Here is a 21,676-nt window from a genome sequence, read left to right as displayed (position 1 = left end):
GGCCAGACCCTGGCGGTCACATGGATCAGACCGGGTTGGCGCGGTCGGCCAGCAGATCGCGGATCTGGGCCAGCAATTCTTCCTGGGTCGGGGCCGAGGGCGCCGTTTCTTCCGGGATCTCCCTGTTGCGGGCGGCGGCTTCCTGCATCCGGTTCACACCCTTGACCAGCAGGAACACGACCCAGGCGATGATGAGAAAGTTGATCACCGCCATGAGGAACGAACCATAGGCGAAGACCGCCGCCCCGGAATCGCGCGCCGCCTGCAGGCTGGCGCCGGCCGGGACATCGCCCGACAGCACCACATATTTGTTGGTAAAGTCGATGCCTCCGGTCACCAGACCCAGGATGGGGTTCAGAAGGTCGTCGACCATCGAACTGACGATCGCGGTGAAGGCCGCGCCGATGATGATCCCGACGGCAAGGTCGATGACGTTGCCACGCGCGATGAAAGACTTGAATTCCTGAAACATGATCCGATCGTCCCCCTGTGCCGCATTGCGGTTGCTTGTCGGGGTGCAGCATCGTTTCGGCCGTCGGAAAAATCAAATGTCATGTTCCGACCGGCGGAATCGGCCCACGCATCGCCCGGGCCGGGTTGCAGGCGGGTCGCACGGCCTGCGGCGACCCGCAGGCAAGGTCATTCGGCAGCGGCCAGCTTTTCGTCGATCTTCGCCTTCAGATCGTTCCAGGGCTGGTTGGGAACCTTCTCGCCGCCGATGATGAAGGTCGGCGTGGCATCCACCTTGTCGTCGGTGGCGTTCTTCTGGAAGGTCGCGATCAGTTGCTCGGCCTTGGCGCCGTCGTCCCAGCAGGCGGTGATCTGATCATCGGTCATGCCGGCCTTCAGGCCGATCTTGCGCAGATTGGTCGCGATCTCGTCGCCCGAATTGCCCGACAGCCATTTCTTCTGTTCGCCCAGCAGCAGGTCCGAGACGGCGTAAAACTTGTCGTCGCCGCCACAGCGGGCCAGAATTCCGGCCCAGAGTCCCACCTGATCGAAATAGACGTCGCGCTGGATGAACCGGACCTTGCCGGTATCGATGTAATCGGCCTTCAGCTTGGGCCAGCTTTCGTCATGGAAGGCGGCGCAATGTCCGCAGGTAAAGCTGGCATATTCGAAGATGGTCAGCGGCGCGTCCTCGGCGCCCATCGTGATGTCGGGCAGGATCTCGACCTGGCCCTGTTCGGCCGGGGCGGCGTCCTGGGCGATGGCGGGCGCGGCCAGAAACAGCGCAAGCGCTGCCGCGATAGAGCGGATCATCATGGATTGTCCTTTCGGGTTGACCGTTTTCTGCGGGCCGCGACGTTCAGCGCAAGCCGCGCCATCGCCTCGGCCAGAACGGGATCGTCGAATTGCCCGGCCACGCGACTTGCGGCGGCGCGGCTTTCGGGATCGGGCTGCGCGGGAACCTGCGGCGCCGGCGCAAACCGGGCCTGGCCTTCGGCGAAACCCGTCGCGGCGGTCTGGGTCAGCACGATCTTCTGGATCGCGTTATAGCCATAGCAGGCATTCACCCGGTCGCGAAGCTGGGGCAGCTGCATCTCGACCATCGGTGCGACGGGACCGGTCGTCAGCAGCGTCAGCGTCGCGCCGAAACTGCCGCGGCCGTGGCTGATGCGAACCGGCCGGGTCAGGCCGGCCAGCTTGTCGCCGGCAATCTCGGGCCAGTGGGTCAGCAGCCGGGAAACCGCGAAGCCACGCCCCTCGGCCGCCTTCTGCACCCGCTCGGCCAGCAGCGATGATGCGGCCTCGAAGCCGCGCCTGCGACGACGGGACCCCTTCCTGCTGTTGTCATTCGCCTGTGCCATCTGTGCCCGTTCTGGTATCACCCCTTTATTCTTAGCCAGAGGACACCGGCGATGAAAGCGTGGTCGCTGAAACGGAGCCTGATAATTGCGTGACGGCAGGATGATAGCGACGGACCTGCTGGACTGGTATGACCGTCACGCCCGGATTCTGCCGTGGCGGGTCCGGCCTGGGCACGGGCGGGCCGATCCATACCGGGTCTGGCTGTCCGAGGTGATGCTGCAGCAGACCACCGTTGCGGCGGTGAAGGATTATTTCCTACGCTTCACCGCGCTGTGGCCCACCGTCGAGGACCTGGCCGCCGCCGAGGATGCGCGGGTCATGGCGGAATGGGCCGGCCTCGGCTATTACGCCCGCGCCCGCAACCTCTTGGCCTGCGCCCGCATCGTGGCCGCAAGAGGCGGATTTCCCGATACGCGCGACGGCTTGCGCGCGCTGCCGGGGATCGGCGCCTATACGTCCGCCGCGATCGCCGCCATCGCCTTCGAGCAGCCGGAAACGGTCGTCGATGGCAATGTCGAGCGCGTCGTGTCGCGTCTTTTCGCGGTGCCGTCCCCGCTGCCCGCCGCCAAGCCCGAACTGACGACCCTGGCAGAAACCCTGACGCCGCGCGAAAGGCCCGGCGATTTCGCCCAGGCGATGATGGATCTGGGCGCCACGATCTGCACCCCGCGCAGCCCGGCCTGCGGCATCTGCCCGCTGATTCGCGATTGCGACGCATACGCGGCCGGAATCGCATCCGACCTGCCACGCAAGTCCCCGAAGGCTGCCAGACCCGCGCGCAGCGGCATCGTCTGGATCGCCCGCAAGGGCGATGCGCTGCTGCTGGAGGAACGCCCTGCAAGCGGTCTGCTGGGCGGCACGCTGGCCTTTCCCTCGGCCGGATGGGACGGGCGCGACCTGCCGCCCCCCGGTCCCGCCGACTGGACCGAGATCGGCGAGGTGCGACACGTCTTCACTCATTTCAGCCTGACGATGCGTGTCATGCTGGGCGAATTGTCGGGCCGGCCGGAACGCGGCCGGCTGGTGCCGTTGCGTCACATCGACCGAAAGGCCCTGCCCGGCCTGATGCGCAAGGTCTGGGATCTGGCGCGGGCGGAAATCGCGGCGTAGGCTTTTGCCATGACCCCGAAGCCCGTCTCGCCGCTGCCCGCCGCGGCACCGTTCTGGATGTCGCTGCTGATGCTGCCGCTGGTCGCGCTTGCGGCCAGAATGGGAGGGGCGTGGTGGCTGCTGCTGCCGCTTGCCGCCTGGTTCATGACCTCGGTCATGGACAGCGTTCTGGGACTGAACGAGGGCAATCCCGATCCGCGGGCAGGCGCCGAGCGGCTGTTCTGGCACCGCGCGATCACGATCATCTGGTTCCCGCTGCAATTCGCGGCCATTTTCGGCGCCATCTGGTATGTCCAGAACAGCGGCCACCTGTCCGGGCTGGAAAAGCTGGGCCTGTTCTTCGGGATCGGCGTTCTGTCGGGCACGATCGGCATCGTCTATGCCCATGAATTGCTGCATCAGAAGACCGCCCTGGAACGCTGGATGGGCGATCTGCTGCTGGCCAGCGTGCTGTATTCGCATTTCCGCAGCGAACATCTTCTGGTTCACCATTCCTGGGTGGCGACACCGCGCGATGCCGTCTCGGCCCGCTATGACGAGGGTTTCTACGGCTTTTTCCTGCGGGTGCTGCTGGAAAGCCCGCGCAGCGCATGGCGGGCCGAGGCGCGGCTGCTGGCCCGCGCCCGCCGCAAGCCCCGGGACCGGCGCAACCCGTTCTGGCGCTATGCAGCGCTGCAACTGGGGATGGTCGCGCTGGCGCTGATTCTGGGCGGCGGGGTGGGCCTCTTGCTGTTCGTCTTCCAGGCCTTCATCGCCGTCTGGCAGCTTGAGCTGACGAATTACGTCGAACATTATGGCCTGACCCGCCGTCATCTGGGTGCAGGGCGTTATGAACATATCCGGCCGCGGCACAGCTGGAATGCCAGCCACAGGGTCACGAACTGGCTGATGATCAATCTGCAGCGTCATTCGGACCATCACTACAGGCCCGACCGCCGGTTTCCGCTGTTGCAGACCTATGGGCCCGACGAGGCGCCGCAGCTTCCGATGGGTTATCCGGCGATGAATTTCCTGGCCATGGCGCCCTGTTGGTGGCGGCGGAAGATGAACCCGCGCGTGCGCAGGTGGCGGCGGCAATTCTATCCCGATATCGAGGACTGGACCGCCTATGACCGGGGCACGCTGCCGATGCCGCGCAACGCGCCATAGCCTCTGCCGTCACGTTTTCGATCCAAAAAGAACGCGAGTGTCGGCAAGCCGACACTTTCGGCGGATTTCCGCTGTATTCCTTTGGTGGCAGATCGAAGGTGCAGGTTCGCAGGTCTCGGTTCGTCTTTTTTCAGCACCTTCGATCCGCTACGCCCATCGGCGTGGCCGACCCGGCCTTTTGCGCCGGATTTTTCATGTTATGGTACGCTGTGTAGCCTGGTTTACAACCCAGCGGAGCATGGCGTGGCATCCCGAGACATTTCTGCGATCAGGTTGCGGCATCCGCCGGGCGGCTCTGCCATCTTGGCGCGTCGCGCCGCCGAGATGCTGCATGAACGCCGTCCCGATCTGCTGAAGGGGCTGGATGGTGCGGCATTCCAGGATTTTCTGGCGACATGCAGCCTGCACCATCATCCGAAACCCCACGAGATTCTGCGTCAGGACGAGCCGACGGACCATTGCTACCTGATCCTGCAGGGGCGGGTCGAGGTCAGCGTGATCGACGTCAACGGCAACCGCGTTCTGGCTCATATCGCCAATCCGGGCGAAGTCATGGGCGAGGTCGAGATTTTCTCGGGCCGGGTTTGCGCCGCGACCTGCACGACCTGGCCCGACACGATGCTGGCCGCCTTCAGCGCGGAAAAGATCATGGCCTGCCTGCCCGCCGAAACGCTGCTTCGAAACTTTGCCGGCATCTTCCATGACCGCCTGACCCGCGACAATGCTCAGCAATCGGTCGCGATGTTCTACGCCGCCGAGGACCGGATTCGCATCCATCTGCTAAGCCTGACCGCGCCCGACCGGCCCGAGGCGCTGATCAGCCAGAACAACCTGGCACTGCTGGCGGGATGTTCGCGCCAGACGGTGAACCAGACACTGGCGCATCTGCGCGGCGCGGGCATCGTGGAGATAACCCGGGGCACGATTCGCGTCCTCGACCGGGCCCGGTTGCAGGGTCCGCGCCCCGGATCGGATTTAACGGCATTGCCGCAGACCACCGTACCGCGCGAAGACGGCGCATAGGACGAAAAGGCCCCGCCATGCGGACATGGCGGGGCAAGGCGGTCCCGCCGCGCGGCAGGCGGCGGAACGACGGCGAACCGTATTCGGGATCAATTCGGGCGGGCGACTTCTCCGGCCAGTTCGGCGCGGATCTGCTGGCGCAAGAGGTCGATCGGGATCATCTTGCCCTCGCGCTTGAAATGCCAGTAGGTCCAGCCATTACAGGACGGAGCGCCCTCCAGCGCGGCGCCGACCTGATGGATCGAGCCCTTGACATCGTTGCCGATCAGGCTGCCATCGGCGCGGACCTTGGCCTTGTGCCGGCTGCCCAGCGAAAACAGTTCCTCGCCCGGACGCAGCATCCCGCGTTCGATCACCTGGCCAAAGGGCACGCGCGGCTCGGCCCGTTTGGCCCGCGTCGTTGCCAGCGCATCGGCGTCGAAGCGGCGGATGCGCGCCAGCCGCTTTTCTGCGACCTCGCGATAGGCAGCCTCGCGTTCGATGCCGATGAAGTCGCGGCCCAGCATCTTTGCCACCGCGCCGGTGGTGCCGGTCCCGAAGAACGGATCCAGCACGACATCGCCGGGACTGGTGGTGCCTATCAGCACGCGATGCAGCAAGGCCTCGGGCTTCTGGGTGGGATGGGCCTTGTCGCCCTTTCCGTCCTTCAGCCGCTCGCCGCCATTGCAGATCGGAATCACCCAGTCGCTGCGCATCTGGATACCCTCGTTCAACGATTTCAGCGCCTCGTAGTTGAAAGTGTATTTCGAGCTTTCGGATTTCGAGGCCCAGATCATCGTTTCATGCGCATTGGTCAGCCGCTTGCCGCGAAAGTTCGGCATCGGGTTGGACTTGCGCCAGATCACGTCGTTCATGATCCAGAAACCCTGGTTCTGCAGTTCGGCGCCGACGCGGAAGATGTTGTGATAGGATCCGATGACCCAGATCGCGCCATCAGGCTTCAACAGGCGCCGCGCAGCGGCCAGCCAGTCGCGGGTAAAGCTGTCATAGGCCGCGAAACCGGCGAACTGGTCCCAGTCATCATCCACCGCATCGACCTTGGAATTGTCCGGCCGATGCAGGTCGCCGCGCAATTGCAGGTTATAGGGCGGGTCGGCAAAAATCAGGTCGATGCTGCCTTCGGGCAGCGAATTCATGATCTCGATGCAATCGCCCGCCAGAATCCGGTTCAGCGGAAGCGGTCGCGCCGCCGCGGCGCAGCTTTCCTTGGTCTTCGTCATCTCTGCCTCTCGGGGATGCCGGCTTTGGCCGGTCTGATCTGTGGACAGGATGAGTCACAGGCGATTCGCCGTCAATTTCTTTTTTGAATCAAGGGCTTGAAGAACGGGGTTTACACAAGATATTGTGGACCGGCCGAAACGAGCGCCTATGATGTGGGGTCAGACCCAAATCTAGAAGGGCACGCTTGTGTGCGGGCGTGGGATAGCCTGCGTTCACCTCCCAGCCATAGCCGGGATGCTGTTGCGCCAAATCCACCATGATGCGGTCGCGCAACACCTTGGCCAGGATCGAGGCCGCCGCAATCGACAGCGACCGCGCGTCGCCGCCCACGATAGCCTCGGCAGGCCGGTCCAGCGCGGCGGGCACCCGGTTGCCGTCGACCAGCACCCGGCAGGGCCTGCACCGCAACCCGGCCACGGCGCGGACCATGGCAAGATGGGCTGCGTGATAGATGTTCAGCCGCTCGATATCCGCGACCTCGACATGGGCGACGGACCAGTCGCAATGGGCCATGATCCAATCGGCCAGCACTTCGCGCTGCTTGCGCCCGACCTTCTTGGAATCGTTCAGCCCCTCGGGGATGTTCACCGGATCCCGCACCACCACCGCGGCCGCCGTCACCGGACCGGCCAGAGGCCCGCGACCGACCTCGTCGACGCCGGCCACCAGCCTGGCGCCGCGCGACATGGCGGCCTGTTCATGGCTGAAATCGGGCAGGCCGGTCATGCGGTAATGCTGACCGGCGCGATGCGGACTTCTTCAAGATTGACGCCCTCGCCCTCGCGATCGACGACCAGGAAATCGGCGGCGCGGTCCAGCGGCGTCAGCACACCATGCCAGACACCCGCCCGCAGGTTCACCCCCATCCCCGACGGCACCAGAAAGGCCAGCACATCGCCCGGCCGCCCGTCTCGATCGGGCGCCACGACCGACAGCCAGGGATCCGGCCCCAGCGGCATGAATGCCTGCGATCCCAGCGGATGCCGTTCCAGCAGCGTGCAATCATGGGGCAGGCTGACCGGCTGACTGCGGAAGATCGACACGATGGCCTCGCCGCCGCCGCGCTGCACCGTCGCCAGCGCATGATGCCGTTCGCAGCGGCCTTCGTTGATCATCCTGTCGGGCCTGTCGCGGGGCGTCAGCAGATCACCGAAAGGCGCGAAGGCATCGGCCGAGATGGGGCGGATTCGGATCGTGGTCATGGCGCCTCCTTGCGCGATCATCTCTAGCGCGCCTCGCCCAGCCCGTCGAGGATCGCGGCCATGATTGCCCGGCGCGTCGGCAGGTCGCGCAGGCGTGCGCATTCGGTCCGGGCGGCGGCGGACATCGCCTTGCATTCCCTGGGATTGTCACGTGCCCAGGCCAGCTTTTCCTCGATATCCGCACAATACCGTGCCACGGGGATATAGTGTTTCCACGGTTTGAAGCGGCCGGAATAGAATACTTCCCAGCCATCTTCTTCCTTCAGCAGCACCGATCGGCTGTCGATCATCGGAATGAAGTTAGAGCCGTGGTCATAGCCGGTCAGGCAAAGCTGATAGCGGAACTGGCGGAAGAAGCCCGGCTTCCGGCGCGGCACGCAATAGGGCGCGATCAGCGGATCCGCGGCGAATTCGCGATAGCCCCAGGCCATGACGACGCCCAGATCGAAATCCGGATGGTCCCAGAAGCGCCGGACAAAGGCCATGCGGCTGGTGCGGCACAGCCCCCCGAATGCCTCTTGCCGGGCATCGGCATCGTCTTGTGCCGCCGCCAGTTGCCGCAGAAACACATGCGAGGCCGGGCCGGGCCGCACCGTATCGCGCATCTCGCTGCCCGAGATCATGCCGCGCCAGACCAGCCGGTCCTCCTTGTCCTCGAACGCGATGGGGTCGGCCGGCGCGGCAGGATCAAAGCCCGGCAGGCCGACATCGTGCTGGCCCGGCAAAGGCCACAGAACCATGTTGCGCGCGCCCTCGCGGCGGCAATGACCCAGAACCGGCCGTCCCGGCGCGGCACCGTCATCCGAACCGAGCCAGCGCGAATCCTCCATGTCGATGCTCAGGGGGCTTCTGCGGCCCAGTCGCAGGGCATCGTTGATGACCGCCTCGGCCCTGAGCAGCTTGAAATGGCGGCCAGGCTGCGAAACTGCGACGGATCCCGCGACCCGGATCCGGCGCGGCGCGCCCGCCGGATCCAGCACCCTGGCGCCGCCGTCCCAGAGGCAGGCATAGCCCGACAATCCCGCAACCGCGCCCTTGCCCGGCGCCCGACCGCGCAGACAGAACCCGGCCACGTCGCGAACGTAATCGGGATCGATGGCCGCCGGCGCCCGCACCCGGTCCAGCGCCGCCAGCAGATCGTCATCGCGCATGGCCCTGGGTGGGGCGATCCAATGCAGCGGAACCGGCTTGTGCGGCATGGAAATCAGGGGACGCAGCCGGTCGATCAGGTCGTGAGGGCTTTCGCGGTCCAGATCCACGCGGATCAGCCGCGGATCATCGCCGAAAAAGTCCTGAACGGCTGCGAGATGGGCGTTCCATTCGGCCCTCCACAAATCCGGCAGGTCGGCTTCGGGGATGCCGCGGTGATAGGCGTGGCACCGCGCGACCGCGCCCCTGTCGCGGGTCAGGCGGTCCAGCAGCCAGCCATCCAGCGCGCGCGTGGTCAGGATGAAATGCGCCTGCGGCACGGTGCGGGCCAGAAAGGCAAAGCGGCGCCACGCCTCCAGCGGCGGCTGCCAGAAGGGGTCGTTGCGCCACAGCCCCGCGAACAGGCGGATGTCGTCGCGACCCGAGAACGGCACCCGACCCTCGGCCTCGGCCAGCAGGATCCGGGCGGCAAGGTCGCCGTTCTCGCCCATCGCGGCGCAGTGGCCGTTGCGGCGGAACAGGCGCACCAGCCGCGCGTCACCGCACCATTCCGGACTTATATGGAAGAAGATCGGGGCCGCCATCAGCCCCCGGTCAGCCGGCGCGGCAGCAGGATCGTCAGGCAGCCCAGGATCGGCAGGAACGAGCAGAGCAGGAACACCGTCTCGATCCCCCTCGCGTCGGCCAGCACCCCCAGCCCGGCGGCCGCGATGCCGCCCATGCCGAAGGAAAAGCCGAAGAACAGCCCCGCGATCATGCCTGTGCGGCCGGGCACCAGTTCCTGCGCATAGACCACGATGGCCGGAAATGCCGAGGCCAGGATCAGCCCGATCAGCACTGCCAGAATACCTGTCGGCACCAGTCCGACATGCGGCAAAAGCAGCGTGAAGGGCAGAACGCCGAGGATCGAGAACCAGATCACGCGCAACGGTCCCACGCGGTCCCCGACGACGCCGCCCAGCATGACCCCTGCCGCCATGCCGCCGAGGAACAGGAACAGCATGATCTGTGCCGCCTGCGTGGACAGGCCGAACTTCTCGATGGTGAAGAAGGTGAAATAGCTGGTCATGGCGGCGGTGTAGATATTCTTGGTGAAGACAAGAATGGCCAGAACCGCGATCGAACGGAAGACCATATCGCGCGGCAGCCGCAGCGCGCGGTCGACCTGTGCCGCCGTGGCCCGGCGCCGCCCCTCGGCCCAGTCGCCGACACGCCACAACAGCGCGATGCCAAGCGCCGCGGCGACCGCAAACCATGCCACCGCCGGTCGGCCCAGCGGCACGACGATGAAGGCCGCCAGCAACGGCCCCAGCGATTGTCCGGAATTGCCGCCAAGCTGGAACAGCGATTGCGCGGTCCCGAACCGCCCGCCCGAAGCCAGCCGCGCCACCCGCGAGCTTTCGGGATGGAACACGGCCGATCCGATGCCGATCATCATCGCGCCCGCCAGCAGCATCCCGTAGCTGCTTGCAAAAGCCAGCAGCAGCACGCCGCAGAAGGTCGAGGCCATTCCCAGCGACAGCGATCTTGGCTGCGGATGACGGTCGGTCACGATACCGATCAGCGGCTGCAGCAGCGAGGCCGTGACTTGGAAGGCAAAGGTCATGATCCCGATCTGCGCGTAGCTCAGCGAGAATTCGACCCGCAGCAGCGGATAGATCGCGGCCAGCATCGACTGCATCACGTCGTTGATCATGTGAGACAGGCTGATCGCCATCAGGATCGGCCACGTCGTCGGGGCCGGGCCGGCCAGCGGGCGGCCGGTCGCAGGCAGGTTGTCACCGACGCTCATGGCGCGCTGTCCTCCGATCGCTTGCAGATGATGAAATATCATTCGCGGAGCGGCTTGGAAATCCCCGGCCGGCACAACCTGGACGCGGGGGATTCGTGTTGGAAAACAAGCTGGAACAGCCAAGCTCCAGCTGCGTCAACTATGCCGATATCGACAGGTTTCCTTCCGGGCCGCGCGGATTGACACTATTGGCATGTGCTTTTCGCCGGTTTCAGGTTTCAGATGACAAAACTTCCACCGACCTTCGTCCGTTCATTGCGTCCCGGCGGCTCGGCCAGGGCGCCCAAACGGATGAACACCTGGCAATCCGTCCGTGCCGAGGTGCTGGAGCGGATCCGGTCGGGCGAATGGGCGCCGGGCACGCTGATCCCGACGGAACACCAGCTTGCGCATCAATTGGGCTGCGCCCGCGCGACGGTGAACCGCGCGTTGCGCGAACTGGCCGAAAGCGGCGTGGTCGAACGCCGCCGCAAGGTCGGGACCCGTGTCACGGCCACGCCGCATCAGCGCACGACGCTGGAAATGCCGGTCATCCGCAGCGAGATCGAGGCAGCCGGCGCGGTTTATCGCTATGTCCTGACCGCGTTCGAGCGGGGGCCGATCCCCTCGGAGGCGGCGTTGCGCGCACTGCAGGTCGAGGCAAGCCAGAATCTGCTGCTGGTCAAGGCGCAATATCTGGCCGATGGCGCGCCGCATTGCTGCGAGGCGATCTGGCTGAACCCCCGCGCCCTGCCCCCCCTGACGCGCGCCGATCTCGAGGGCCAGTCGGCACCCGAATGGCTGGCCCGGCACGTGCCCCTGACGCGCGGCAGGGTGACGATCCTGGCCGAGGGCGCCAGCGGCGACTGTGCCCACAATCTGTGGATCGAGCCGGGAACGCCGATCCTCGCGATCGAGCGGACGAACTGGCGCAACGCGACCCCGGTCTCGTTCTCGCGGCAGTTCTACCCGCCGCAGCACCGGCTGGTTTCCGAGGATTAGGGCACGGCGCCCATCGCCGTCGGGATCAGCAGCGAGACCGCGGGAAACAGGATCAGGATCGTCAGGACCAGAAGGTCCACGGCCAGGAACCGCCCGATCCCGGCGAAAATGCGGTCGATACCCATGTCGCGTGTCACTCCGGCGATGATATAGACGTTCAGCCCGACCGGCGGCGTGATCAGCCCGATTTCCAGCAGCTTGACGATGACCACGCCCAGCCAGACCGGATTCAGGTCGTAATCCGCGACCAGCCGGGCCAGGAAGGGCAGCGTCAGGACCAGGATGGCCAGCGGATCCAGAAACATCCCCATGATCAGATAGATCAGAGCAATCGCCAGCATCAGCATCAGATACGAGGGATCAAGCTGCGCGACCGACATCGAAAAGGCCTCGGCCATGCCGCTTTGCGTGGCGAAATCGGCAAACAGCCAGGCACCCGCCAGGACCAGCAGGATCGATACGCTTTCGATCAGGCTTTCCCGGCAGGCGCGCCATACAGCGCCCCAGGTCAGCCGAGTCTGCGCGACACCGATGGCAAGCGTCAGCGCGACCGAGATCGCGACGGCCTGCGCCACCGTCAGCGCCCGGCTGAAGATGCCGAAGACGATCACGGCAAAGATCAGGATCGCGGGCCATGCGGCGAAGGTGGCGTCCAGCGGCGTCGCGGTCGTGCGCGGGACATCGGGCGCGGCGCCCGGATCGCTTCGCACCCACCATGCGACGACCGCGATCATGCCCGCCAGCGACAGCAGGCCGGGCAGGATGCCCGCCATGAACAGCGGCGCGATGGGCCTGTCGGTCAGGATGCCGAACAGGACGAACAGGATCGACGGCGGGATCAGCGAGCCCAGCGTGCCGCCCGCTGCCACCGATGCGGCGGCCAGTTTCGGGTCATAACCCAGGCGCAGCATCTCGGGCACGCAAATCCGGCCCATGGTCGAGGCGCAGGCGGTCGACGATCCGGAAATGGCCGCGAAACCGCCGCAACCCAGCACGGCGGCCAGCGCCGGGCCACCCGGCAGCGATCTCAGCCAGACGGCGGAGGCATCGTAGATTCGCGTGCTGATTCCGGCATAGAGCGCAAGATTGCCGAGCAGGACGACCAGCGGCACCAGGAGCAGCCCGGGCGAATGGAGCAGGCCGTCAAGCGAGGAAAACAGCGACGCAATCGCACTGGGCAACGCCCCGCCCGCCGGCATCAGCAAAAGCCCCGGCACCGATATCGCCAACAGCGCCAAGGCCAGCGGCACCCGCAACCAAAGCAGCACCAGCGCAAGCAACAGCAGGATCGGCCCAAGGCTTGCAGCCATGGCCTAGACCGCCCCTTTGCCGCAGCGATCGTCGATCGTCGCGGTCTCGCGCAATGTCGCCGGATTCCGCGAAAGCGGGCATCGTCTTCGGGGCGCGGCCATCGGAACGTCCGGCGCGAGGGGCCTGGTCGACCTCATCGCGGCGGTCGCGCCGGATCTTGCGGGTTGCCGCAACTGGAGATCCTCATCCGGCCCCCTTTCCCGGTCCGTCCTTCATGCGAAACCTCGCTGAATTCTTCCCGCTTGACCAGAGCGGGAAGGGCCGTTTCACAGGCGCCGCGCCCGGGGGCGGCATTTTGAACGAAACGTGACCCCCGCAGTCTATGGAGTTTTGCCGAGAAACACACGATGCTGGCGAAACACGATCACCGGAGACCCTGATGCCGCGCCGCCTTGCCCTTTCGACATTTTTCGGACTGTCGCTTCTTGCGGCCTCGGCGATCCCTGCGGCAGCCCAGACCAGCGCCGCGACGCAGGATCGCGATGTGCCCTTCACCGCAGAGCAGATGGAGATTGCGGCCTATGATGGCGGCGATCTTCCGCGCGGCCGTTCGGCGCTGACAGCCAAGGTGCAGCTTCTGCTGGATCGCTCGGGCACGTCGCCGGGCGTCATCGACGGCTACAAGGGCGCGATGAGCGAAAGCGCCATCCGCGCCTTCGAACGCCGCGTCGGCCTGCCCGAGGACGGGCTGATGGATCCGCATGTCTGGAACCTGCTGCAATCCTATTCCGAAATTCCGTTGACGCAGACCTACACCATCACCCAAGAGGACGCCGAAGGGCTGGTCGACGACATCCCGTCCGATTTCGCCGAAAAGGCCAAGATGTCCACGCAGGGCTATACCAGCATTGCCGAAAAGCTGGGCGAACGTTTCCACATGGACGAAAAGTTCATCTCCTTCCTCAATCCGGGCGTTCCGATGGTGCCTGGATCGACGATCAAGGTCGCCAACCCGGCTGCCAACATGAGCAAGAAGGTGGCCCGCATCTTCATCGACAAGGCGACGCGACGCGTGGCCGCCTATGACGAAGCGGGCAGGATGATCGTCGATTATCCGGCGACCATCGGCTCGGACGCGACACCCTCGCCCTCGGGCAAGCACCGTGTCACGTCGGTCGCGATAAATCCGAACTATACCTACAACCCGTCGAAGAATTTCAAGCAGGGCAACAACGACAAGGCGCTGATCATACCGCCGGGCCCGAACGGGCCGGTGGGATCGGTCTGGATCGATCTGTCCAAGCCGACCTACGGCATCCACGGCACGCCGACCCCTTCGCAATTGTTCAGGAACCAGTCGCGCGGCTGCGTGCGGCTGACGAACTGGGACGCACAGGAACTGGCAAGGCTGGTCATACCCGGCGTGACCACGGTCGAGTTCCTCGATGCGGGCGTGACGATCGCGGATGTCACGGGCGAAGGGGCGCAGCCGGCCGCAACCAGGGACGCGATGCTGGAAACGGCCAGCGCCGCGGCCGCCGAAGCCGTGACGCAGACAAACACCGTGTCCGACACCCTGCCCGCGCCGGCGACGGTCACGACGAAACCCGCAGCACCCCTTTCCCTGCCCGAAACCGGTGGCGGGGCCACACCCGCGCCCCCGAAGGTCTATGAAAACACCAGCGAGGAAACCGCCGACGCGGCGGCGTCGCTGGCGCCTCAGCGCGGTGATCCGCTGAGCCATGCCCTGTCGGGCGCCTTGCCGGACGCCTTCGTCGTGCCGCCGCTGGAAGGCGAGAATTGAGGGGGCCGACCCCGGTTCTGACCCTGCTGGTCTTGCTGCTGGCCGGGCCGGCCGTGGCGCAGGAACGGCCACCGGGCGCCGGCCCCGTCAGGGCGCAGTCCGCGCTGACAGGCATCCGCCCGCCGGAACGACCCGCCGAGGAAGCCAAGGCATCCGAGGAAACCACGGCGTCGCCCCCCAAGCCGGAGCAGGCCGGCGTTCCCGAAACCGAAGAAGCGGCGGCCCCGCCGGCCGAGGCCTTCGGTCCGCCAGCACCGCCCGCATGGTACGCGGCGCGTGAAAGCGACGAGGATTTCGCCGCCTGCCGACTGGCTCTGGCGATGCTGGGCACGGTTTACGAAAACCGGCCCGCCGTGACGAATCCGGACAATCCCGATTGCGGCATCGCCCGGCCGATCCGGGTTCAGCGCATCCTGCCGGACCTGATACTCGAGGGCGGCGCGGAGATGCGATGCGACACCGCGCGGGCACTTGGTCTATGGGCGCGGGATTTCGCGCGGCCGGCGGCAGCGACCCTGCCCGGCGCACCCCGCCTGACGGGGCTGCGGCTTGGCAGCACCTATGCCTGTCGCGCCCGTGTCGGCACGGGTCAGGCCCGCCCGAAACTGTCCGAACACGCGCTTGGAAATGCCATCGACATCTCGGCTTTCCTGTTCGAAGGGGCCGGGACGCTGCCGGTTCAGCCCCGACGGGACAGCGGCGACCAGGCGGAGGCGTTTCAGCGAACGGTTCGGGGTGCGGCCTGCCTGTTCTTCACCACTGTCCTGGGTCCGGGCGTGAACAAGGCCCATGCCGAACACCTGCATTTCGACATTGCCGCGCGACGCGGAGACTGGCGCCTGTGTCAGTAAAGGCTCAGCGGTTGCGCCGTTCCAGATCCAGATAGGTCGCATCGAAACGCGCCAGTGTCGCCAGTCCGCGCCAATCCAGAATGGTCACGTCGGCGCCGGACCAGCGCAACAGCCCCCGATCTCTCAGATCGCGGACCGCCCGGTTCACATGGATCGGGGAATAGCCAAGGATGTCTGCAAGTTCGCGTTGCAGCAGCGGCAGGGAAAATTGCCCGTTCGCCGCCGCGCCGACCACATTCAGGCGCGTGTAGATCTCGCACAAGAGATGTGCCAGATGCGCGCTGGATCGCAGCGAGGCCGCCGCGACCAGCCATTGCCGGTGCACAGCCGCGTCGATCAGCGTCGCCATCCATAAGAGCCGTGTCAGATGCGGAAAATTCTCTGTTATTTCAGTAAGTTGATCGTGACCTATGAATTCGACCTCGGCCGAACCGACAGCGATCACGGCATGTTCCAGCCCAGCCAGAACGAACCCGTGAAGATCAACGAAATCGCCGGGCACATGCAAGGCCGTGATCACCCGATCGTCGGGCCGGCCGACCAGCTTGTGTGATCGGGCGGACAGGCCGCGCAGCATCATGCAACTGCGGCTCTCGGTCCGGTCGAAAGGCACGATCACGTCGCCCGGACCATAGCTGGCCTGCTCGGTCTTCAAGGCGCGAAGTCGCTGAAGGTCGGCCTCGGAAAGACTGTCACGCCGTTGAAGATAGCGGATAAAATACTCGGTAATCGCCATCCGCCCCTTCCTTTCGCGCAACTGCCGGACAGTTGCAAATCAGCCCGACCGGCGCAATGGTCGGGGGGCTTAGTGTAACATTCATTAAGTAATTGCCGAGACTTCCTATTCCTTCATCCCGCCCGTCTTGCCGGACGGGCGGCCTGTGGCAGGCGCAGAGCCTCGGACAGGCGCTCGAAGCTCTGCGCGATGCTGTTTCCCGACAAGGCCACGAAATCATCGAGTTGCGGATAAAGCCTGACCGCCTCATCCAGTCGCGGATCCGACCCCGGCGCATAGAGGCCCGCGCGAATCATCAGTTCTGATTCCGCATAAGCGCCCATCGCCCCGCGCGCCTTGGCGATCATCGCGTTTTCCTCGGGCGTGGCTGCGTCGGGCAAGGACCGCGATACCGACCGGACCACATCCACTGCCGGGAATCTTCCGCGCTCGGCGATTGCGCGGTCCAGCACCACGTGACCATCCAGCGTTCCGCGCAGGATGTCGGCCACCGGTTCTTCCATATCGGACCCGGCGACCAAGACGCTGAAAATGCCGGTGATATCGCCGCTGCCGTCGAGGCCGGGGCCGGCGCGTTCGGCCAAAGCCATGATCAGGTTCGACACCGAGGGTGGAAAGCCGCGATAGCTTGGCGGCTCGCCCGCAGCCAGGGCGATCTCGCGATGGGCCTCGGCAAAACGGGTGATCGAATCGGCCAGAAGCAGGACATGGCGGCCCTGGTCGCGAAAATGTTCGGCAACCGCCATCGCGGCCCAGGCACAGCGCCTGCGAATCAGTGGCGAGCGATCCGAAGTCGCCGTCACGATCACGGCCCGCTTCATCCCTTCGGTGCCAAGTGTTTTTTCAACAAATTCGCGCAGTTCCCGTCCCCGTTCGCCGATCAGGGCGATCACCACGACATCGGCTTCTACCCCACGTGCAAGATTCGAAAGCAGGGTGGACTTGCCCACGCCCGACCCCGCGAAAAGCCCGATCCGCTGGCCGGCGACCAAGGGCAGCAGCGTGTCGAAGACCGCCAGCCCGGTCGCCAGGCGCGCACCCAGCCGCTTGCGGCCGACCGCGGGCGGCGCCTCGCAGCGGAACGGCCGCGGCTGAAGCCCCTTGGGCAGCGGCCTGTTGTCCAGCGGCCGACCCAGAGGGTCGATGATTCGCCCGATCCACGAATCGCAGGGCGCGATGGTCGGCGCGAACAGCAGCTCGACCTCGGCCCCGACCGAAAGGCCGTCAGCATTGCCTTCGGGCAGCACGTCGCAAACATCCGGTGCAAGACCGACGATCTCTCCGGCGACACAACCTTTCTGAAGCGAAATCAACACCCTGTCTCCGACCGAGGCATGGCCGTTCAATCCCTCGACGGAAATCAGCCCGGCGCGCATCTGCTGCACGTGCCCATAATACCGCGCCGGACGCAGATCCCGGATTCGGGCGACGATCGATTCAATCTTATCCATTTCGCGGCGTTCTCCGTCAGCGGCAATTCCTGCCTGTGAAACGGTTTCTAAACCAATTGGGGTTAAGACCGGGTTATCGCCGAATGAGGAGAAGCCTCATGTTTGATAACATTGAGATGATGCGAATGGCCCGCGCCATGGGTCAGAATGCCGCCCAGCGGCAGACACTTGTGGCACGCAATGTCGCGAATGCCGACACCCCGGGATACAAGGCCCAGGATCTGGAGCCCTTCGAGGAAGGATATCGGCGCACAGGCTTCGCCACGATGCGCACGACGGATCCGCGCCATATGGCCACGCCCGAGTGGTCGCCGGCCGCGATGCGCGCCTTCTCCAAGACAAGCGGAACCTCACCCAACGGCAATTCGGTCTCGCTGGAGGACGAGATGGTGAAAGCGGCCGAACTGAAGCGCGATCACGATCTGTCGCTGGGAATCTACCGTTCCGCCCTGAACCTGATGCGCACCAGCATCGGCCGCCGCTGAAGGAAAAACCCATGTCCGACCCCGTCTCGCCCCTGCAGCTTTCGGCCTCGGGAATGCGCGCGCAAAGCGAACGCCTGCGCCGCACCGCGGAAAACATCGCCAATACCGATACGCCCGGCTATCGCCGAAAGCTGGTCGCCTTCGAAGAGGCCGTCCGTTTCGGCCGCCCGACCGGAGAGGTTCAGACCTCGCGAACGCTGTTGGACCAGTCCGAACTGCCGCAGATCTACGATCCGTCAAACCCGCTTGCGGACCAGGACGGTTATTACCTCGGATCGAACGTCGATCTGGTCATCGAGATCGCCGATTCCCGCGAAGCCGGCCGCAGCTACGAGGCCAATCTGAAGATGTTCGAACAGAGCCGACAGATGGGCTCTTCGTTGCTTGAACTTCTTCGCCGCTGAAAGGATATTCCATGATCAACAGCCTGAACGCCGCCAATGCCTATTCCGCCGCCCGCAGCGCCGTGGCGCCTGGACAATCGTCACCGGCGATCGAGAAAATCTCTCAGGCGGCCGAGGATTTCGCCCTCCAGATGTCGCAGGTCGACGCCGCCTCGACCGGCGCCATGACCGGCTCGGTCGAGACCCAGCAGCTTGTCCAGACCATCGCCGAGTCCGAACTGGCGATGGAAACGGTCGTCGCCATTCGCGACAAGGTCGTCGAGGCCTATCAGGAAATCCTGCGGATGCCGGTCTGAGCCATGGGCGAAACTCTGCTTTTCGACATGATGCGCCAGGCGCTGCTGATCGCGGTGCGGATTTCTGCCCCGATGCTGGGTGTCGCGCTGGTCGCGGGCGTCGTCATCGGCCTGTTCCAGGCCCTGACCTCGGTGCAGGAACTGACGCTGACCTTCGTGCCCAAGGTCGGGCTGATGCTGATCGTCTTCTGGGTCACGATGAGCTTCATGACCACCGCGCTGTCCGATTTCTATCTCGGCCAGATCATCCCCCTGATCGCCGGAGGCTGATCCATGGAAAATGCCATCTACGCCTCTTTGACCCGGCAATCGGGCCTGATGAAGGAAATGCGCGTGGTCGCGAACAACATCGCCAATGCGAACACGACCGGATATCGCCGCGAAGGGGTGATCTTCGCCGAGAATCTGTCTGCGCTGGACCGCAATGGCGATACGCTTTCGATGGCGGATGCGCGCGGCCGGATGCTGGACCTGAAGCAGGGCGTGCTGACGCAAACGAATGGCAACCTGGATCTCGCCATCGAGGGCGATGGCTTTTTCATGGTCGAAACCCCCGACGGGCCGCGCCTGACCCGCGCCGGCGCCTTCCTGCCATCGGCTGAAGGCGAATTGATGACGGCCGACGGCAACCGGCTGCTGGACGAGGGCCAGGCGCCGATCATCCTGCCCGCCGGTGCGGGAAAGGTCGCCGTCGGCGCCGATGGCACGATGTCCGCGAATGGTGCGCCCTTTGCCCGGATCGGCGTGTTCGATGCGCCGGAAGGTTCCGACCTGACCCGTCAGGGCGGAACCCTCTTTGCACTGGATGGCGATGCCGAGCCTGTCGAGGCACCGCGCATCCAGCAAGGGTTTCTCGAGGAATCCAACGTCGATCCGGTGTTCGAGATTTCCCGCATGATCGAAGTCCAGCGCGCCTACGAGCTGGGCCAGTCCTTTCTGGATCGCGAGGACCAGCGGATCCGTAACGCGATCTCTGCCATGACACGCTGAGAGGAAACAGCATGAGAGCCCTGCAAATCGCCGCAACCGGCATGAGCGCGCAGCAGACGCGGGTCGAGGTCATCTCGAACAATCTCGCGAACATGTCCACCACCGGCTACAATGCCCGGCGCGCCGAATTCGCGGATCTGCAATATCAGCAGGCCACCCGCCCCGGCACCGTCACCGCCGCCGATGGCACCGTTATCCCCGCCGGCGTACAACTGGGCCTGGGCGTCCGCCCCACCGCCGTCAGCATCAACCTGCAGCAAGGTTCGCTGACCCAGACCGGCGGCGATCTGGACCTGGCGATCGACGGTGACGGCTATCTGGAGGTGACGCTTCCCTCCGGGATCTCGGGATATACACGCGATGGCGGACTGAAAAGGTCACCCGAAGGCCAGATCGTGACCTCGGATGGTTACCCCGTGGTGCCGGAAATCACCATTCCCGATGATGCCCGATCAATCTCGATCAACGCCGCGGGAGAGGTCTATGCCTATTTCAACGATCGCGTCGAGCCGGAATTGCTGGGGCAACTGACGCTTGCCGGCTTCGCCAATGAAAAGGGGCTGGAGGCGATCGGGTCGAACCTGTTCCTCGAAACCGCGGCCTCTGGCGCGGCCGGCGTTGCCAATCCCGGTCAGCAGGGTCTGGGCACCTTGCGGCAGGGCTATCTGGAAGACAGTTCGGTCGACGCGGTTCGCGAGATCACCGAACTGATCCAGGCACAGCGTGGATACGAATTGAACGCCAAGGTCATCACCGCCGCCGACCAGATGCTCGGCGCCACGACGCAGGTGCGGTGATGCGGGCGCTTGCAACAATCGCGGCGCTGCTGGTCGCCCTGCCTGCCTCGGCCGGCGGATTGGCGGCGGCGCGCACCCTGCCCGCGGGCACCATCATCACCGCCGCCGATCTCAGGGCCATCGACAGCAAACGGCCCGGTCTGGACGATCCGTCGCAGGCCATCGGGTTGCAGACCCGCATCACGATATACGAGGGCCGTCCCATCCAGGCGACGTTGCTGCAAGCCCCGAAGCTGGTCGGGCGCAACCAGATCGTGCGCCTGTCATTCCGTCGCGGCGCCTTGCGGATCGATGCCCAGGGCCGGACGCTGTCGGACGGTGCGGCGGGCGACGTGATCCGGGTGATGAACCTCGATTCACGTTCCATCATCAATGCTCTCGTCGAAGAAGACGGCAGCCTCACGACGCTGAACTGACGCGGCGCAGAAGCCAAGGAATTCCGATGAAACCGATCCACCTGCTTTGCCTTGCCCTTGCATTGGGTGCCTGTTCCCGCGCCGCCAATATCGGCCGGCCGCCGCAACTGACCTCACCCCGCGAAGGCGAGGAATTCATCGCCATGACCAATCCGCCGCTGGAAATTCCGGTCGATTCTGGCCGACCGGAGGCTGCGGCATCGCTGTGGGCCGGGACCACATCCTCTCTGATCACCGACCGGCGTGCGGCGACGCGCGGCGACATCCTGACGGTGGTGATCCAGATCGACGATCGCGCAGAGATCAGCAATTCGTCGGGCCGTTCGCGCGCGGCGGGCGACAAGATGTCGATGCCGCAGATGGCCGGCATTCCGCAGCGGCTGGCCAACAAGCTGCCGGACGGCGCCAGCTTCGACAATCTGGCCGACGCGAAATCATCTTCGACCTACAAGGGCAGCGGCAATATCTCGCGTCGCGACAAGCTGACCTTGCGGGTCGCGGCGACGGTCACCGACCGGCTGCCCAATGGAACCCTTCAGATCGAGGGCACCCAAGAGGTCCGGGTGAACTACGAATTGCGCGAACTGACGGTCAGCGGGTTCGTGCGGCCTGGCGACATCGACCGCAACAACGAGATCGCCTATGACCGCATCGCCGGTGCGCGCATTTCCTATGGCGGTCGGGGGCAGATCACGGATGTGCAGCAACCCCGCTATGGCCAGCAGATCGCTGATATCCTTCTGCCCTATTGAGGAC

At 65.2% G+C, this 21,676-nt stretch carries 25 protein-coding genes; 14 read left to right on the top strand and 11 right to left on the bottom strand.

Going from position 1 to position 21,676, the window contains the following annotated elements; all coding sequences use genetic code 11:
• Nucleotides 1-25 precede the first annotated feature (25 nt).
• The 3 genes from mscL to AC13CR_RS15580 all read right to left on the bottom strand — a co-directional run bounded on the left by mscL (nucleotide 26) and on the right by AC13CR_RS15580 (nucleotide 1,811).
• Nucleotides 26-472, bottom strand: coding sequence for a large conductance mechanosensitive channel protein MscL (mscL, locus tag AC13CR_RS15590; RefSeq protein WP_292953067.1), 447 nt, complete (start codon nucleotides 470-472; stop codon nucleotides 26-28).
• 167 nt (nucleotides 473-639) lie between these two features.
• Nucleotides 640-1,266 (bottom strand): DsbA family protein, encoded by a 627-nt coding sequence (locus tag AC13CR_RS15585; protein WP_292953070.1) that lies wholly within the window; start codon nucleotides 1,264-1,266, stop codon nucleotides 640-642.
• Nucleotides 1,263-1,811: a DUF721 domain-containing protein gene (locus AC13CR_RS15580; protein ID WP_292953073.1), complete on the bottom strand. Its 549-nt coding sequence runs from the start codon at nucleotides 1,809-1,811 to the stop codon at nucleotides 1,263-1,265. Before AC13CR_RS15580 ends, AC13CR_RS15585 begins: the two co-directional genes overlap by 4 nt.
• A 100-nt stretch (nucleotides 1,812-1,911) precedes the next feature.
• Here AC13CR_RS15580 and AC13CR_RS15575 point away from each other — a divergent pair, with 100 nt between their 5' ends.
• The 3 genes from AC13CR_RS15575 to AC13CR_RS15565 all read left to right on the top strand — a co-directional run bounded on the left by AC13CR_RS15575 (nucleotide 1,912) and on the right by AC13CR_RS15565 (nucleotide 5,094).
• Entirely contained in the window at nucleotides 1,912-2,922 is a 1,011-nt protein-coding gene (locus tag AC13CR_RS15575) for an A/G-specific adenine glycosylase (protein WP_292953076.1), read from the top strand.
• A 9-nt stretch (nucleotides 2,923-2,931) separates the two neighbouring features.
• Nucleotides 2,932-4,071, top strand: coding sequence for an alkane 1-monooxygenase (locus tag AC13CR_RS15570; protein ID WP_292953079.1), 1,140 nt, complete (start codon nucleotides 2,932-2,934; stop codon nucleotides 4,069-4,071).
• 303 nt (nucleotides 4,072-4,374) lie between these two features.
• Nucleotides 4,375-5,094: a Crp/Fnr family transcriptional regulator gene (locus AC13CR_RS15565; protein ID WP_292953081.1), complete on the top strand. Its 720-nt coding sequence runs from the start codon at nucleotides 4,375-4,377 to the stop codon at nucleotides 5,092-5,094.
• Between the two features lie 89 nt (nucleotides 5,095-5,183).
• Here AC13CR_RS15565 and AC13CR_RS15560 read toward each other — a convergent pair whose 3' ends face one another.
• From AC13CR_RS15560 to AC13CR_RS15540, 5 genes are all read right to left on the bottom strand, one after another.
• Nucleotides 5,184-6,314 carry a site-specific DNA-methyltransferase gene (locus tag AC13CR_RS15560; protein ID WP_292953084.1) on the bottom strand — a complete coding sequence of 377 codons (1,131 nt, stop codon included), beginning with the start codon at nucleotides 6,312-6,314 and terminating at the stop codon, nucleotides 5,184-5,186.
• Nucleotides 6,315-6,402: 88 nt separating this feature from the next.
• Nucleotides 6,403-7,041, bottom strand: coding sequence for a ribonuclease HII (locus tag AC13CR_RS15555; protein WP_292953087.1), 639 nt, complete (start codon nucleotides 7,039-7,041; stop codon nucleotides 6,403-6,405).
• On the bottom strand, nucleotides 7,038-7,517 hold the full coding sequence (locus tag AC13CR_RS15550) for an ureidoglycolate lyase (RefSeq protein WP_292953090.1): 480 nt from the start codon (nucleotides 7,515-7,517) through the stop codon (nucleotides 7,038-7,040). Before AC13CR_RS15550 ends, AC13CR_RS15555 begins: the two co-directional genes overlap by 4 nt.
• A 23-nt stretch (nucleotides 7,518-7,540) precedes the next feature.
• Nucleotides 7,541-9,250: a glycosyl transferase family 90 gene (locus tag AC13CR_RS15545; RefSeq protein ID WP_292953093.1), complete on the bottom strand. Its 1,710-nt coding sequence runs from the start codon at nucleotides 9,248-9,250 to the stop codon at nucleotides 7,541-7,543.
• Nucleotides 9,250-10,458, bottom strand: a complete 1,209-nt coding sequence (locus tag AC13CR_RS15540) for an MFS transporter (protein WP_293013351.1) — start codon at nucleotides 10,456-10,458, stop codon at nucleotides 9,250-9,252. The genes AC13CR_RS15545 and AC13CR_RS15540 overlap by 1 nt, the downstream gene beginning before the upstream one ends.
• 222 nt (nucleotides 10,459-10,680) lie before the next feature.
• Between AC13CR_RS15540 and AC13CR_RS15535 the strand changes: the two genes are divergently transcribed.
• Nucleotides 10,681-11,439 carry a GntR family transcriptional regulator gene (locus AC13CR_RS15535; RefSeq protein ID WP_292978792.1) on the top strand — a complete coding sequence of 253 codons (759 nt, stop codon included), beginning with the start codon at nucleotides 10,681-10,683 and terminating at the stop codon, nucleotides 11,437-11,439.
• Here AC13CR_RS15535 and AC13CR_RS15530 read toward each other — a convergent pair.
• Complete coding sequence (locus AC13CR_RS15530; RefSeq protein WP_292953102.1) at nucleotides 11,436-12,749, bottom strand: TRAP transporter large permease; 1,314 nt, start codon at nucleotides 12,747-12,749, stop codon at nucleotides 11,436-11,438. The genes AC13CR_RS15535 and AC13CR_RS15530 overlap by 4 nt on opposite strands.
• A 380-nt stretch (nucleotides 12,750-13,129) precedes the next feature.
• On the opposite strand from AC13CR_RS15530, the gene AC13CR_RS15525 reads away from it, so the two are divergent.
• Together AC13CR_RS15525 and AC13CR_RS15520 are read left to right on the top strand one after the other, a co-directional pair.
• Nucleotides 13,130-14,494: a L,D-transpeptidase family protein gene (locus tag AC13CR_RS15525; protein WP_446236307.1), complete on the top strand. Its 1,365-nt coding sequence runs from the start codon at nucleotides 13,130-13,132 to the stop codon at nucleotides 14,492-14,494.
• Nucleotides 14,491-15,345 carry an extensin-like domain-containing protein gene (locus tag AC13CR_RS15520; RefSeq protein WP_292953108.1) on the top strand — a complete coding sequence of 285 codons (855 nt, stop codon included), beginning with the start codon at nucleotides 14,491-14,493 and terminating at the stop codon, nucleotides 15,343-15,345. The genes AC13CR_RS15525 and AC13CR_RS15520 overlap by 4 nt, the downstream gene beginning before the upstream one ends.
• Before the next feature lie 4 nt (nucleotides 15,346-15,349).
• On the opposite strand, the gene AC13CR_RS15515 is transcribed toward AC13CR_RS15520, so the two are convergent.
• Nucleotides 15,350-16,081 carry a Crp/Fnr family transcriptional regulator gene (locus tag AC13CR_RS15515; protein WP_292953111.1) on the bottom strand — a complete coding sequence of 244 codons (732 nt, stop codon included), beginning with the start codon at nucleotides 16,079-16,081 and terminating at the stop codon, nucleotides 15,350-15,352.
• Nucleotides 16,082-16,194: 113 nt separating this feature from the next.
• Nucleotides 16,195-17,532, bottom strand: coding sequence for a FliI/YscN family ATPase (locus AC13CR_RS15510; protein ID WP_446232904.1), 1,338 nt, complete (start codon nucleotides 17,530-17,532; stop codon nucleotides 16,195-16,197).
• Between the two features lie 98 nt (nucleotides 17,533-17,630).
• Here AC13CR_RS15510 and AC13CR_RS15505 point away from each other — a divergent pair, with 98 nt between their 5' ends.
• From AC13CR_RS15505 to flgH, 8 genes are read left to right on the top strand one after another with little or no spacing between them, the layout of a single operon-like run.
• On the top strand, nucleotides 17,631-18,017 hold the full coding sequence (locus AC13CR_RS15505) for a FlgB family protein (protein ID WP_292953117.1): 387 nt from the start codon (nucleotides 17,631-17,633) through the stop codon (nucleotides 18,015-18,017).
• A gap of 11 nt (nucleotides 18,018-18,028) precedes the next feature.
• Nucleotides 18,029-18,421: a flagellar basal body rod protein FlgC gene (gene flgC / locus AC13CR_RS15500; RefSeq protein WP_292953120.1), complete on the top strand. Its 393-nt coding sequence runs from the start codon at nucleotides 18,029-18,031 to the stop codon at nucleotides 18,419-18,421.
• Nucleotides 18,422-18,432: 11 nt separating this feature from the next.
• Entirely contained in the window at nucleotides 18,433-18,717 is a 285-nt protein-coding gene (fliE, locus tag AC13CR_RS15495) for a flagellar hook-basal body complex protein FliE (protein ID WP_292953123.1), read from the top strand.
• A gap of 3 nt (nucleotides 18,718-18,720) precedes the next feature.
• Nucleotides 18,721-18,987: a flagellar biosynthetic protein FliQ gene (locus AC13CR_RS15490; RefSeq protein WP_292953126.1), complete on the top strand. Its 267-nt coding sequence runs from the start codon at nucleotides 18,721-18,723 to the stop codon at nucleotides 18,985-18,987.
• 3 nt (nucleotides 18,988-18,990) lie between these two features.
• Nucleotides 18,991-19,707, top strand: coding sequence for a flagellar hook-basal body complex protein (locus tag AC13CR_RS15485; RefSeq protein WP_292953129.1), 717 nt, complete (start codon nucleotides 18,991-18,993; stop codon nucleotides 19,705-19,707).
• 11 nt (nucleotides 19,708-19,718) lie between these two features.
• Nucleotides 19,719-20,504 carry a flagellar basal-body rod protein FlgG gene (flgG, locus tag AC13CR_RS15480; RefSeq protein WP_292953132.1) on the top strand — a complete coding sequence of 262 codons (786 nt, stop codon included), beginning with the start codon at nucleotides 19,719-19,721 and terminating at the stop codon, nucleotides 20,502-20,504.
• Complete coding sequence (gene flgA, locus AC13CR_RS15475; protein ID WP_292953135.1) at nucleotides 20,504-20,920, top strand: flagellar basal body P-ring formation chaperone FlgA; 417 nt, start codon at nucleotides 20,504-20,506, stop codon at nucleotides 20,918-20,920. Before flgG ends, flgA begins: the two co-directional genes overlap by 1 nt.
• A 26-nt stretch (nucleotides 20,921-20,946) precedes the next feature.
• Nucleotides 20,947-21,672 carry a flagellar basal body L-ring protein FlgH gene (gene flgH / locus AC13CR_RS15470; protein WP_292953138.1) on the top strand — a complete coding sequence of 242 codons (726 nt, stop codon included), beginning with the start codon at nucleotides 20,947-20,949 and terminating at the stop codon, nucleotides 21,670-21,672.
• Nucleotides 21,673-21,676 lie beyond the last annotated feature (4 nt).

It is taken from the genome of Paracoccus sp. L-17 (assembly GCF_056857655.1).
Note: the sequence above shows the minus strand (reverse complement) of the source record. Positions and strands in the feature narration are given on the sequence as shown.